Consider the following 13,400-nt stretch of genomic DNA (forward strand, 5'->3'; position numbering starts at 1 on the left):
GTTGGCGGCGGGGTCCATCATGTTCGACGACGCAGAGGGCGACGCGGCCATCGAGGGAGCCGAGGACTCCTCGGTCATGGAGCCACCCGAGGTGGTGCCACCCGAACATGCGGTGAGAGCGAAGGCCGAACCCAGAACGAGGGCGAGACCGGCGACGACAGGCTTCTTCTTGATGAGCATGACATTCCTCCGAAATCGTTCGGACCGCGGCTGCGACCCGTTTAGGACACCCCGGTGCGGGGGCGGTTCGCCGTGTTGCGGCGTACACAGGGTCTTCGGGACCCCGCGCCGTTCGGATTGCGAGTCGTCGCGAGATAGCGGCGGATCCGCACGCTTCGACGAAGGAAAAGCCTGGTCAGAGGCTTGTAAATATTCTTCAGAATGTTCTCCGGATGCCGTTCCGCGTCGCCGGGGCGCCCACCGCGGGGCCGGCCGATCACGGTTCTGTACCTCATGCGCGCCACGCGCGCACGGGGAAGGGAAGAGTTCTTCTCGTACGGCATGCTGGGATTCATGGTGATCGACGGCTTTTCTCTCCCCGATGACGGGGCGGACCACGTCGACCACGTCGGAGAATTGCTGCAGAAGGTCGCCTCGGGTGACCGGAACGCCTTCGCCGAGCTCTACGACACACTGTCTGCTCGTGCGTTCGGTCTCATCCTGCGGGTGCTCGTCGACCGGTCGCAGAGCGAAGAGGTGCTCCAGGAGGTGTTCCTGGAGATCTGGCAATCCGCAGCGCGCTTCACTCCGAACAAAGGTCAAGGAAGATCGTGGGTTCTCACGATCGCGCATCGACGAGCGGTGGACCGCGTGCGGTCGTCGCAGTCGAGTGTGGATCGAGACGTCCGCGCGGGCTTCCGGGATTTGGACGTCGCATTTGACGACGTCTCTGAGAAAGTAGAACTCAAGATCGAAGGGCGGCGCGTCGTCGATGCACTGGCGACGCTTCCCGACGCCCAGAGAGAAGCGCTCACGCTGGCCTACTTCGGTGGGTACAGCCAAAGTGAGGTCGCTGCCCTCGTCGGGGCGCCGCTCGGCACGGTCAAGACCAGAATGCGTGACGGATTGTCGCGCTTGAGAATCGAGATGGGGGTGGACAAGTGAACGAGAGGGATTTCGCCGACCTCGCTGCCGGTCACGCGCTGAACGCGCTATCGGAAGCAGACGAGCGCGCATACCAGGAGGCACTGGCGGGCAATCCGCACTGGTCCTCCCATGTCCGGGATGCCGCTGACGCCGTCGCCGCGATCAGTGCGACGATCGAGCCCGTAGAGCCCCCGGCATCCGTCCGAGACTCGCTCCTGGCTCGCATCACCGAACTTCCGCAGAACACGGCGGCCGAACCGGTGTTCGACACCGCAGCCCTCGAGGACTTCGCGGCCGCAGGCCCCGCGCCGGTGGATTCGGAGTCCGAAGCGGCCAGCGCGGGCTCGACCTCGGGTTCGGGCTGGGGACCGCGTCGCTGGTTCACGCTCGCGGCATCCATCGTCGCGGTTCTCGCGCTGGGCTTCGGGGCTGTCACCGTCAGTCAGCAGCTCACGCGCCCCGCCACCCTGATCGCGCTCGAGCAGGTCACGACAGCTCCCGACGCCCAGTCGGCGACCGCAACGATGCCCGGTGGAGCCGTCGCGACGGCGCACTGGTCGGCATCCACCGGTCAGAGCGTGCTCGTGACCGAGGGCATGCCCTCGCTGCCCAGCGACCAGACCTACGAGCTGTGGTTCGTCCGGGACGACACTCCGATCGCAGCCGGGATCTTCGAGACGGATGCCGACGGGCGCGCGACCGCGATCTTGCAGGGCGACTTCCACTCGGGCGACATCATCGCCGTCACGGTGGAGCCCGCGGGAGGATCGCCCGACGGTACGCCGAGTTCGGCCCCCGTCATCGCGGTGGCCACTGCCTGAACGTCGGCCCTGCCCGGCCCGGGGCGAATCGCTCACGCTCTAGCCTGGAACGATGAGCGATTCCCCTCGCGAGTTCCACAAGCCCGTGCGGCGCCCCGCCGAGCTGTTCGACCGCCTCTTCGCCGCCGAGGACCCGGCCGAAGTCTCGCGTGTCGCGCACAGCACGGCTCAGGCCCTGTTGTCTCGTGTGCGCGCCGACCCGACCGTCGACGTGGTCGAGAGGCTGGTCGCGTTCACCGACGATCACGGCATCGACGACATCGCCGAACTGTGGTCGCGGTCTCCCGCGCGCTCGCTGCCGGGAGCGCTCTGGCGGCTGTATCTGCTGCAGTTGATGATCCACGACGACGCGCCCACCGCGGCGCTGCTCTTCGAGCGCGGGCGCGCCGAGATGGCCACGGTCGACCCGGTCGTGGTCGGAGCGCCCGCCCCCGCCGGACCCGAGGAGCTCGTGCAGCTGATCGACACGATCTTGCGCGGCCTGTTCGAGGGAGACTTCGCCGTGGCCCTCGACCGCGCGGCGGCGTTCTGCCGGGTGCAGGCCTCGGGCTCGACGCACCTCGCCGACGACTACGAGAACACCGAGTCCGAACGGGCCAGCGCCCTCACCACGCGCGCCCTGCGCCTGTCGACCTATGCGGACGATCTGTCGGCCGCGGCGGCGCTGTGGCGGCGCGACGCGCTGACCTGAGCCCCGCGCGCGTGCGCGGCCGGGAAGCCCGAGGAGCAGACCGCTGCGGCGCCGGCGAACTGCGCCGGGCAAAGAAAGTGCCGGGCCGCAGAACGCCTCTCGGCGCGAGGCCGCTCACAGCGGCAGAAGATGGAGCCCGGGGTTACTGCGGCCCGGCTATGGAAGTGTAACAAGGGCTGCGCCGAGGCATTCCCTCGGCCGGGCCGCTTGGCGCAATCCGGGCGTGTCGGTGGCAGGGCATAGGGTCGTTGCATGGCTTGGCGTTTCGCGCTCGTGATCGATCCCGTGGCATCCGACGTCCGGCGGGATGACCACGCCGACACCTTCACCGTCATCGATCCGACGGCTCCCGCCCTGCCCGTCGGTGAGCTCAGCGCCCAGCGCGGCGACGGGGTTTTCGAGTCGATCGGCGTCGTCGACGGGCACGCGCAAGAGGTCGAGCCCCATCTCTCGCGCCTCGCGCATTCGGCGCAGCTGTGCGACCTGCCGGAACCGAACCTCGACCAGTGGCGCGCCGCGATCCGCCGCGTCTCCGCCGAGGCCGGCACCGGTGAGAGCGTGATCAAGCTCATCCTGAGCCGCGGGCTCGAAGACGGAGCCGTGCCCACCGCGTGGGTGACCCTGGCGACGGCGCCCGACAACGCCCGCGCCCGCAACGAAGGCGTGCGCGTCGTGACCCTCGACCGCGGATACCCCCTCGAGGTCCCGAATCGGGCTCCCTGGCTGCTGCTGGGGGCCAAGACCCTGTCGTACGCGGTCAACATGGCCGCGATCCGCGAAGCGAAGCGCCGTGACGCCGATGACGCCGTGTTCGTCACGACCGACGGGTTCGTGCTCGAAGCGCCCACGGCATCCGTCGTCCTGCGCTTCGGCGACCGATTCGTCACCCCGGCACCGAGCGCCGGCATCCTGCACGGCACCACGCAGCTGAGCCTGTTCGGCTATCTGGAGCAGCGCGGCTTCGCGACCGCGTACGAGACCGTGGCCGTGGCCGACCTCGCGCGGGCGGATGCCGCCTGGCTGCTCTCGAGCGTGCGTCTGGCGGCGCCGATCGCGGCGGTCGACGGCGCGGCGAAGGCGATCGACCGCGCGCTCACCGACGAACTCAACGCCTACTTGCTGTCTCCGCGCGACTGACCCCGGAGACGACGATGGCCCCGCCGGAGCGGGGCCATCGCGGGGGAGCGCTGCTTATCCGAAGCGTCCCGAGACGTAGTCCTCGGTCGCCTGCACGGTGGGGGCGGTGAAGATCGTCGCGGTGTCGTTGTACTCGATGAGCTTGCCCGGCTTGCCGGTGCCGGCGATGTTGAAGAACGCCGTCTTGTCGCTCACGCGCGACGCCTGCTGCATGTTGTGCGTGACGATGACGATCGTGTACTGGTTCTTCAGCTCGCTGATGAGCTCCTCGATGGCGAACGTCGAGATCGGGTCGAGAGCCGAGCACGGCTCGTCCATCAGGAGGACGTCGGGCGAGACCGCGATTGCACGGGCGATGCACAGACGCTGCTGCTGACCACCGGAGAGGCCGCCACCCGGCTTGTCGAGACGGTCCTTGACCTCGTTCCACAGGTTCGCGCCCTGCAGGGACTTCTCGACGAGCGCGTCGCCGTCGCTCTTGGAGAGGCGCTTGTTGTTCAGCTTCGCGCCGGCGAGCACGTTCTCACGAATCGACATCGTGGGGAACGGGTTCGGGCGCTGGAACACCATGCCGACGTGGCGGCGCACGAGCACCGGGTCGACCCCGGGACCGTACAGGTCATCGCCGTCGACCAGCACGCGGCCCTTGACGTGACCGCCGGGGATGACCTCGTGCATGCGGTTCAGCGTGCGCAGGAACGTGGACTTGCCGCACCCCGACGGGCCGATGAAGGCCGTGACGGTGCGGGGCTGGATGTCGATGGAGACGCCTTCGACCGCGAGGAAGTCGCTGTAGTAGACGTTGAGGTCTTCGACCTCGATGCGCTTGGACACGGATGCCTTCCTGGGATCAGCGGGACTTCGGTGCGAACACCGAGGCCACGATGCGGGCGATCAGGTTGAAGATGACGACGAGGACGACCAGCAGGAACGCCGCGCCCCAGGCCTGGGCCTGAGAAGCGTCGATGTCCTGTCCCGGGAAGCTGTACGCGGTGTACGCCATGACCGGGAGGGTCTGCATCGGACCGTCGAACGGGTTGGAGTTGAAGTTGTCGGTGAAGCTGGCGGCGATGAAGATCGGCGCGGTCTCGCCGACCACACGGGCCACGGCCAGCACCACGCCGGTGATGATGCCGCTCGCGGCCGTGCGCAGCACGACCTTCACGATCGTCGCCGAGCGGGGCACGCCGAGGGCGAGCGACGCCTCGCGCAGGTCGGCGGGGACCAGACGCAGCATCTCTTCCGTGGAGCGGATGACGATCGGGATCATCAGCACGCATAGGGCGATGGATGCCGAGAACCCGCTGAACGCCTTCGGTCCGACGATCAGCGCGAAGAACGAGAACGCGAACAGACCCGCGACGATCGAGGGGATACCGGTCATGACGTCGACGAGGAACGTGATGGTGCGCCGCAGCGGGTTGGTCGGCAGGGCGTACTCGACGAGGTAGACCGCGGCCAGAACACCGATCGGCACCGAGATGAGGGCGGCGATACCGGTGATGATGAGCGTTCCCACGATCGCCTGGAGGGCGCCGGGGGTCGCGACGACCTCGAGCGTCTCGGGGTCGAACGCGCTGCCGCCGGTCTGGGTGATGAAGTTCCAGTTGACGACCGCGAGGCCCTTGGACACCACCGTCCACAGGGTCGAGATGAGCGGCGCGACCGCGAGGAGGAAGGCGGCCGTGACGAGCCCGCGCACGACGCGGTCCACCGCCTTGCGCCGGCTCTCGACGATCGAGGATCCGACGCCGATCGCGATCAGATACAGCAGGGCGGTGAGGATCAGCCAGCTCGGCAGGTGGAAGCCGCCCAGGAGCAGCTGCACCCCGGCGATGAGCACCGCGACACCGACGAGGATGGCCGGCTCGATGTAGGCGGGAAGGCGTCCGCTGGTCAGGGCGAGCGGCGCGGAGGCCGACGGCGCCTGCGGGGCGTTGGTGGTGGTCACGAGCGCTTCCCCTTCCGGCGACCCTTTGCCCCCGGGCCGGTCGCGCTGATGATGTAGCGGGCGAGGATGTTCACCGCGAGCGACACGACGAACAGCATCAGACCCGTCCCGATGAGCGCCGAGCGCTGCAGGTCGGTGGCGATGGGGAAGTTCAGCGCGATGTTGGCGGCGATCGTCTGCGAGTTGTATCCGTCGGTGAGGACGAGCACCGAGTAGATCAAGCTCGGCGAGATGATCAGCGCGATGGCCATCGTCTCGCCGAGGGCGCGACCGAGGCCGAGGAGCGTGGCCGAGACCATGCCGCTGCGGGCGTAGGGGAACACCGACAGGCGGATCATCTCCCACCGCGTCGCACCGAGCGCCAGAGCGGCCTCTTCGTGCAGTCGCGGGGTCTGCAGGAAGATCTCACGCGTGATGGAGGTGACGATCGGGAGGATCATGACCGCGAGCACCACGCCACCGGTCAGCATCGTCGAACCGGTGCTGGACACGGGGCCCTGGAACAGCGGGATCCATCCGAAGTAGGTGTTCAGGAACTCGCCCAGCGGGATCAGCAGCGGGCGCATCACGATGATGCCCCACAGGCCGAACACGATCGAGGGGACCGCCGCGAGCAGATCGACGACATAGCCGAGGGCTCCGGCGATGCGGCGCGGGGCGTAGTGCGAGATGAAGAGGGCGATGCCGATCGCGACCGGCGTACCGAGCACCATGGCGATGAGAGCGGCCCAGATGCTTCCCCACAGGAGCGGTCCGACGTACTCCCAGAAGTTCGTCCACGAGCCGTTCTGGTAGCCGGCGAGGTCGCCCTCGGTCCAGTTGCCGGTGATGGCGGGCAGGCCCTTGATGATCAGGAAGATCGCGACGCCCGCCAGGATGATCATGATCGAGACGGCGGCCGTCATGGACAGACCCAGGAACGCCGTGTCTCCTGCGCGGCGCTTGCCGACGATGGTCGAGCGGGCCGCCGCGGGCGGCGCAGAGACGGTGTCAGCCACGGCTGACCTCGTGCTCGGCAGTGGTCATGGTGTGCTCCTCGGGTCGGGTTTCTCTCTGAGGATGATCGGGCTCAGCGGAAGCGTCGACGCGGACGTCGACGCTTCTGATCAGCCCGAACCGGCCCGCACGTGTGTGCGGACCGGTTCGGATCCGAGAGATGTTTACTTGATCGCCTCGAGGGTCTTCGCGGCGTCGGCGAGGACCGAGTCCGGCAGCGGGGCCGAACCGGCGTTCTTCGCGGCGACCGACTGGCCGAGCGTGCTGGTGACGAAGCCGAGGTACGACTTCACGAGCTCAGCCTGCTTGGTGTCCTTGAACTCGGTGCAGGTGATGGCGTACGAGACCAGCGGGATGGGGTAGGTCTCGGCGGTGAGCTTGCTGTAGTCGAACTTCTTCGACAGGTCGCCGGTCACGCCGTTGGAGGCGTCCACGGCCGCGGCCGCGAAGGTCGCGGTGACGGCCTCGGGGCTGTAGGGGATCGCGGTGCCGTCCTGGATGATGGCGGCGGCGTTGAGGGTACCGATGGCCGAGTGGTCGGCGTAGCCGATGGTGCCGGTGCCGGCCTTGACGGCCTCGACGACGCCCGAGCCACCCTTCTGCTTCGACACGTTGCCCTCGATCGGCCAGTCCTTGCCCGCGGGAGCGGTCCAGACCGACGACTGGGTCGCGGCGAGGTAGTTGGTGAAGTTCTGCGTCGTGCCCGAGCCGTCCGAACGAGCGACGGTGGTGATGGGGCCGGCGGCGAGCGCGGTGCCGTTGTCGGCGGTGATGGCCGGGTCGGACCAGTCGGTGATCTGCAGCGCGAAGATCTTCGCGATGGTCTCGCCGGTGAGCTTGAGCTCGGTCACGCCGGGGATGTTGAAGATGATCGCGACACCGTCGAGGTAGACGGGGATGTTGACGCCACCGTCGGTGCAGAGGGCCTGCGACTGCGTGGTCTGGTCCGCGTTGAGCGGGGAGTCCGAACCGGCGAAGTCGTACGCGCCGCTGAGGAAGTTGGTGACACCGCCGCCGGAGCCCTGCGACTTGTCGTAGTTGATCGTCACGCCCTTGGCGGTGGCGTTGTAGGCGGTGGTCCACGCGGCCTGCGCGTTGGACTGGGCGCTGGAACCACCGGCGGTGATCGTGCCGGAGAGGTTGGGGTCGATCGTGAACGCCACGTCGGAGGAGGTGGCGGACGGGGAGGACTCCGTGGTGCCGCCAGTGGAGGAGGCGCAGCCGGCCAGGGCAAGAGAGGCCACGGCGGCCACGGTGCCCAGCTGGGCGAGTCGGGAGAGCTTCACTGTGTGAATCCTTCGCATGTCGGGGACACGAACCCGGTGCAGGGTTCTCCCGCACGGTAAACACCGACTCTTACGAGAGTGCGTTGCACGGGTGAACGGAAGGTGAACCGGGATGGCCCGTCCGGGGTGTTTTCCTGGCCGGTATACGCTTCACCTCCGTGACGACCCCCGCATTCTCCGGCCAGGAGCTGCTCGACCGCAAGGGCGCCGCCGCGCCTGCGCGTACGCTCATCGACATCCTCTCCGACGTCGCTTCGCGGCATCCGGAGGCCTCCGCGATCGACGACGGCTCGGGTGCGCTCAGCTACCGCGAGCTGCTCGCGCGCGTGTGGCGGACCGCCGCGGCGCTGCACGGGGCGGGAGTGCGCCGTGGCGATCGCGTCGGGGTGCGGATGCCGTCGGGATCGAAAGAGCTGTACGTCTCGATCCTCGCCGTCATGGCCGCGGGCGCCGCGTACGTCCCGGTGGATGCCGACGACCCCGACGAGCGCGCCCGCCTCGTGTTCGGCGAGGCTGGGGTCAGAGGCATCATCGCGGGTAACGGTGAGTACGTCGGAGAGGACGACGATCTCGTCCGCCTCTATGACGGGGAAGCTCCGCACCCGAGCACGAGCGCCGTGCCGATCGTGGCGCCTCCGACCGTCGACGACGACGCCTGGATCATCTTCACCTCCGGGTCGACCGGGGTGCCCAAGGGTGTCGCGGTGAGCCACCGGTCCGCGGCGGCCTTCGTCGAGGCGGAGGCGCGACTCTTCCTGCAGCCCGAACCGCTCGGTCCCGGCGACCGCGTGCTCGCGGGGCTGTCGGTCGCCTTCGACGCGTCCTGCGAGGAGATGTGGCTCGCGTGGGGGCACGGAGCCTGCCTCGTGCCCGCGCCCCGCTCGCTCGTGCGTTCCGGCGAGGATCTCGCGCCGTGGCTGCTGCGGCAGGGGATCACGGTGGTCTCGACCGTCCCGACCCTTGCGGCGATGTGGCCGGCCGATTCGATCGAGAACGTGCGCCTGCTGATCTTCGGCGGCGAGGCGTGCCCGCCCGAGCTCGCCGCGCGACTCGTCGCCGACGGACGCGAGGTGTGGAACACGTACGGGCCCACCGAGGCCACCGTCGTCGCCTGTGCCGCCCCGCTGGACGGGTCGCTCCCCGTGCGTATCGGCCTGCCGCTGGACGGCTGGGCTCTCGCGGTCGTGGACCCCGAGGGACAGCCCGTGGCCGAGGGCGAGGTGGGCGAGCTCATCATCGGGGGAGTGGGCCTGGCCCGCTACCTGGATCCGGCCAAGGATGCCGAGAAGTACGCGCCCATGCCGACGCTCGGCTGGGAGCGCGCGTATCGCTCCGGCGACCTCGTGCGTTTCGAGAGCGCCGGCCTCGTGTTCCAGGGGCGTGCCGACGACCAGGTCAAGGTCGGCGGACGCCGGATCGAGCTGGGCGAGGTGGAGTCCGCGCTGCAGGATCTTCCCCGGGTCTCTGCTGCGACCGTCGCGGTGCGCACGACCGAGGCCGGAGTGCCCGTCCTCGTGGGCTACCTCGTGATGGAGGAGGGGGCCGAGCTCGACCGCGCGGCCGCCCGTGCGCTGCTGGTCGAGCGTCTCCCGGCCGCGACGATCCCCCTGCTCGGCGTCGTCGACGAGCTGCCGGTGCGGACATCGGGCAAGGTCGACCGTGCCGCGCTGCCGTGGCCGCTTCCCGGCGTCGACGCCCCGGCATCCACCGATTTCTCGGACGACGAGGCGTGGCTCGCCGCGCAGTGGCAGGCGGTGCTCGGGCTGGCGGTCACCGACCGCAAGGCCGACTTCTTCGACCTCGGCGGAGGGTCGCTCGCCGCCGCGCAGTTGGTCTCGCGGATCCGCGCGCGCGTGCCGGAATTCTCGGTCGCCGACATCTATGACGTCCCGCGCCTGGGGGCGATGGCCAAGGCGCTGGGACCGCAGCTGAGCGACGACGCTCCGGCGGCCTTCCACCGTCCGGCGCCGACGCCCCGGGCGACGCAGTGGGTGCAGACCCTCCTCGGTGTGCCGCTGTTCATCCTCTCGGGGGTGCGGTGGCTGCTGTACCTGCTCACCGCCTCGACACTGCTGCAGCTCGTGCCGGGCTTCGAGGTGCTGCCTCGTGTCCCGTGGCCGGTTCTGGTGATCGGTCTCCTGCTGTTCGCCACCCCCTTCGGCCGCATGGCGATCGCGGTGGTGTCGGCGCGGGTGCTGCTCGCGGGGCTCCGCCCGGGCGACTACCCCCGCGGCGGCTGGGTGCACGTGCGCCTGTGGCTCGCCGAGCAGATCGCCGCCCAGGTGGATGCCGTCGGCCTCGCCGGAGCCCCGTGGGTGTCGTACTACGCCCGGGCGCTCGGTGCCCGCATCGGCCGCAACGTCGACCTCCACGCCCTGCCGCCCGTGACGGGCATGCTCGTCGTGGGAGACGGCGCCTCGATCGAACCCGAAGTCGACCTCACCGGCTACTGGATCGACGGCGACCTCGTCCGCATCGGCGAAGTGCGCATCGGCGCCGAGGCCACCGTGGGTGCGCGCTCGACACTCGCGCCCGGCACCCGCATCGGTCGTCGTGCCGAGATCGCCCCCGGTTCGGCGGTGTTCGGTCGCGTCAAGGCGGACCAGTCCTGGGCCGGGTCTCCCGCCGTCCGCGTGGGCGGCACGGCGAAGGGCTGGCCGACCGGCCGTCCGCCGGCTCCCACGCGCTGGCTGTGGGCGTTCGCCGCGTCGGCCGTCCTGCTCGCGCTCCTCCCGCTGTCGTCCTTCGCCGTCGGCGGTCTCGTCATCGCGCAGGGGATGCGCGGAGCGGACTCGCTCGCAGCGGCCGCCGGCGCGGCGTTCGCGTGGCTCGTGCCCGGTGTCGCCGCGACAGGCCTGGTGTTCGCGGCCTCGGTGCTGCTGCTCGTGCGCCTGTTCTCGATCGGCCTGGTCGAAGGGACGTTCCCCGTCCGCAGTCGCGTCGCGTGGCAGGCCTGGACGATCGAGCGTCTGCTGGACTCGGCGCGCACGATCCTGTTCCCGCTGTACTCGAGCCTGTTCACCCCCGTCTGGTTGCGGTTACTGGGCGCGCGGGTGGGCCGCGACGTCGAGGCATCCACGGTCCTGCTCCTGCCGACGATGACGCGGATCGAGGACGGGGCGTTCCTGGCCGACGACACGATGGTGGCGTCGTACGAGCTGCGGGCGGGGTGGCTGCGCGTCGGTCCCGTGCGGATCGGCAAGCGCGCGTTCCTCGGCAACTCCGGCATGGCTGCTCCCGGACACCGGGTGCCGCGCGACGGCCTGGTCGCCGTGCTGTCGGCGGCGCCGTTGAAGGCCAAGCCCGGATCCTCGTGGCTCGGTTCGCCGGCGGTCCGCCTGCGACGGCTCTCGGCCGAGGGCGACGCGTCGCGCACGTACCGCCCGACGCCCGCGCTGCGCTTGGCGCGCACCCTGTGGGAGCTGTGCCGGTTCGTGCCGGTCGTGGTGACGTGCGGAATCGGGCTCGGGGTGCTCTTCGCGCTCGCTGCCCTGTGGGAGACCGTCGGGCCGGTCTGGACGCTCCTGCTCTCGGGCGTGGTGCTCCTGGCCGCGGGAGCGGTCGCGGCGGGTGTGTCGACGATCGCGAAGTGGGCGATCGTCGGTGTCATCCGTGCGGGGGAGCAGCCGCTGTGGTCGAGCTTCGTGTGGCGCACCGAGGTGTCGGACACGTTCACCGAGATGGTCGCCGCGCCCTGGTTCGCCCGGGCGGCGGCCGGGACGCCGGCGCTGGCGGTCTGGCTGCGGTCCCTCGGTGCCCGGATCGGACGCGGAGTGTGGTGCGAGAGCTACTGGCTGCCCGAGCCGGATCTGGTGACTCTGGGCGATGCATCGACGGTCAACCGCGGGTGCGTCGTCCAGACCCACCTCTTCCATGATCGAATCATGAGTATGGACACCGTCGAACTCGAACCCGGTGCGACCCTCGGGCCGCACAGCGTGGTGCTGCCGGCCTCGACCCTGGGGGCACACGCCACGGTCGGACCGGCGTCCCTCGTGATGCGCGGAGAAACCGTCCCCGTGGGTTCGCGGTGGAGCGGCAACCCCATCGGCCCCTGGCGCGCGGTGAAGGTGCGCGCCTACCAGTCGACCACGTGAGCGCGGTCGATCCGTACGCTCCGCACAGCGGCGACGCCGGGTACCGCGTCGAGTCGTACGACCTCACTCTGGGCTACCGCGTCCGCACGAATCGGCTCGAGGGGACGGCCGTCCTCGCGGCCGTCGCGGTGGAGGGCCTCTCTGTCGTTGCGCTCGACCTCGTGGGTCTCCGCGCGTCGCGGGTGCGCGTGAACGGTGCGCCCGCGCGCTTCACAGCGGCGGCGGGGAAGGTGCGGGTGACGCCGGCGGGATCCCTCGCCGCGGGGGAGCCCTTCACCGTCGAGGTCGTGTACGCCGGGGCACCCGCCCCGCGCCGCTCGCGCTGGGGCGCGGTCGGCTGGGAGGAGCTCGCCGACGGTGCCCTCGTCGCCGGACAACCGATCGGCGCGCCGACGTGGTTCCCGTGCAACGACCGCCCCGACGATCGCGCCCGGATGACGATGAGGATCACCGTCGACGAGGGATACGCGGTCGCCGCCACGGGCGTGACGGGTGTCTCCACCCGCACCGGGGGGCGCGTCACCACGACCTTCACCTCGAGCGTGCCGACCGCGACCTACCTCGCCGCGGTGCACGTGGGCCGCTACCGGACGCGGCCGCTGGCCGGGACGGGAGTCGGCGTGGTGCCCGCCGTGAGCGTCACGGCTCCGCCGGCCCTCGCGACGGCCTCGGACCGGGCGTTCTCGACCGTGCCCGAAATGCTGCGGGTGTTCGACGGACTGTTCGGCCCCTATCCGCAAGAGGCGTGTTCCCTCGTGGTCACGGCCGACGAGCTCGAGATCCCGCTCGAGGCCCAGGGGCTCGCGGTGTTCGGCATGAACCACCTCGTGCCCGCCGCGCAGCGGCTGATCGCGCACGAACTGGCGCATCAGTGGTTCGGCAACAGCGTCGGCATCGGTCGCTGGAGCGATATCTGGCTCAACGAGGGGTTCGCCTGCTACGCGGAGTGGCTGTGGTCCGAGGCTTCCGGGGGACCGACAGCGGACGCCTGCGTCCGCACCCACTACGCCCGCCTCGCGGCGAAGCCGCGCGACCTGCTGCTGGTCGATCCGGGCCCCGACGACATGTTCGACGACCGCGTCTACAAGCGCGGCGCTCTCGCGCTGCACGCACTGCGGAAGACGCTGGGCGATGCGGCGTTCTTCGACCTGCTGCGACGCTGGACCGCCGAGCACCGCCACGCCCTCGTGAGCACCGACGACTTCCGCGCCGCGGTGCGGACGGCGGGTGGACCGGATGCCGTCGAGGTGCTGTCGCGCTGGCTCGACCGCACCGAGCTGCCTCCGCTGCCCTGACGCCCGGAGCCGGCGTCCTCCGGATGCCGCGCCACGGAGC

10 protein-coding genes and 1 pseudogene are annotated in these 13,400 nt (G+C 70.0%); 6 read left to right on the forward strand and 5 right to left on the reverse strand.

The genetic code is table 11. The features are described from left to right. A pseudogene (locus LQV45_RS00785) lies at nt 1-180 on the reverse strand (fasciclin domain-containing protein); the annotation flags it as partial. 321 nt (nt 181-501) lie between these two features. On the opposite strand from LQV45_RS00785, the gene sigK reads away from it, so the two are divergent. The 4 genes from sigK (at nt 502) to LQV45_RS00805 (ending at nt 3,735) form a co-directional block, all read left to right on the forward strand. Next, nucleotides 502-1,104 carry an ECF RNA polymerase sigma factor SigK gene (gene sigK, locus LQV45_RS00790; protein ID WP_230005326.1) on the forward strand — a complete coding sequence of 201 codons (603 nt, stop codon included), beginning with the start codon at nt 502-504 and terminating at the stop codon, nt 1,102-1,104. Continuing rightward, nucleotides 1,101-1,907, forward strand: a complete 807-nt coding sequence (locus tag LQV45_RS00795; RefSeq protein ID WP_230005299.1) for an anti-sigma factor domain-containing protein — start codon at nt 1,101-1,103, stop codon at nt 1,905-1,907. Before sigK ends, LQV45_RS00795 begins: the two co-directional genes overlap by 4 nt. A gap of 52 nt (nt 1,908-1,959) precedes the next feature. Further along, nucleotides 1,960-2,598, forward strand: coding sequence for a DNA-directed RNA polymerase subunit beta (locus LQV45_RS00800; protein WP_138172722.1), 639 nt, complete (start codon nt 1,960-1,962; stop codon nt 2,596-2,598). A 252-nt stretch (nt 2,599-2,850) separates the two neighbouring features. Then, nucleotides 2,851-3,735, forward strand: a complete 885-nt coding sequence (locus LQV45_RS00805) for an aminodeoxychorismate lyase (protein ID WP_230005300.1) — start codon at nt 2,851-2,853, stop codon at nt 3,733-3,735. A 54-nt stretch (nt 3,736-3,789) separates the two neighbouring features. Here LQV45_RS00805 and pstB read toward each other — a convergent pair whose 3' ends face one another. From pstB to LQV45_RS00825, 4 genes are all read right to left on the reverse strand, one after another. Then, the gene (gene pstB / locus LQV45_RS00810; RefSeq protein ID WP_138172720.1) at nt 3,790-4,569 is read right to left on the reverse strand and encodes a phosphate ABC transporter ATP-binding protein PstB; all 780 of its coding nucleotides are present in this window, start codon (nt 4,567-4,569) and stop codon (nt 3,790-3,792) included. 16 nt (nt 4,570-4,585) lie between these two features. Beyond that, nucleotides 4,586-5,686 (reverse strand): phosphate ABC transporter permease PstA, encoded by a 1,101-nt coding sequence (pstA, locus tag LQV45_RS00815; RefSeq protein WP_138172719.1) that lies wholly within the window; start codon nt 5,684-5,686, stop codon nt 4,586-4,588. Further along, the gene (gene pstC, locus LQV45_RS00820) at nt 5,683-6,684 is read right to left on the reverse strand and encodes a phosphate ABC transporter permease subunit PstC (protein ID WP_230005301.1); all 1,002 of its coding nucleotides are present in this window, start codon (nt 6,682-6,684) and stop codon (nt 5,683-5,685) included. Before pstC ends, pstA begins: the two co-directional genes overlap by 4 nt. A 162-nt stretch (nt 6,685-6,846) precedes the next feature. Continuing rightward, the gene (locus LQV45_RS00825; RefSeq protein ID WP_230005302.1) at nt 6,847-7,968 is read right to left on the reverse strand and encodes a PstS family phosphate ABC transporter substrate-binding protein; all 1,122 of its coding nucleotides are present in this window, start codon (nt 7,966-7,968) and stop codon (nt 6,847-6,849) included. Nucleotides 7,969-8,126: 158 nt separating this feature from the next. Between LQV45_RS00825 and LQV45_RS00830 the strand changes: the two genes are divergently transcribed. Together LQV45_RS00830 and LQV45_RS00835 are read left to right on the forward strand one after the other, a co-directional pair. Next, nucleotides 8,127-12,065 (forward strand): Pls/PosA family non-ribosomal peptide synthetase, encoded by a 3,939-nt coding sequence (locus LQV45_RS00830; RefSeq protein WP_230005303.1) that lies wholly within the window; start codon nt 8,127-8,129, stop codon nt 12,063-12,065. Beyond that, the gene (locus LQV45_RS00835; protein ID WP_230005304.1) at nt 12,062-13,360 is read left to right on the forward strand and encodes a M1 family metallopeptidase; all 1,299 of its coding nucleotides are present in this window, start codon (nt 12,062-12,064) and stop codon (nt 13,358-13,360) included. The genes LQV45_RS00830 and LQV45_RS00835 overlap by 4 nt, the downstream gene beginning before the upstream one ends. The last annotated feature ends 40 nt before the right edge of the window (nt 13,361-13,400 follow it).

It is taken from the genome of Microbacterium sp. Bi128 (assembly GCF_918698205.1).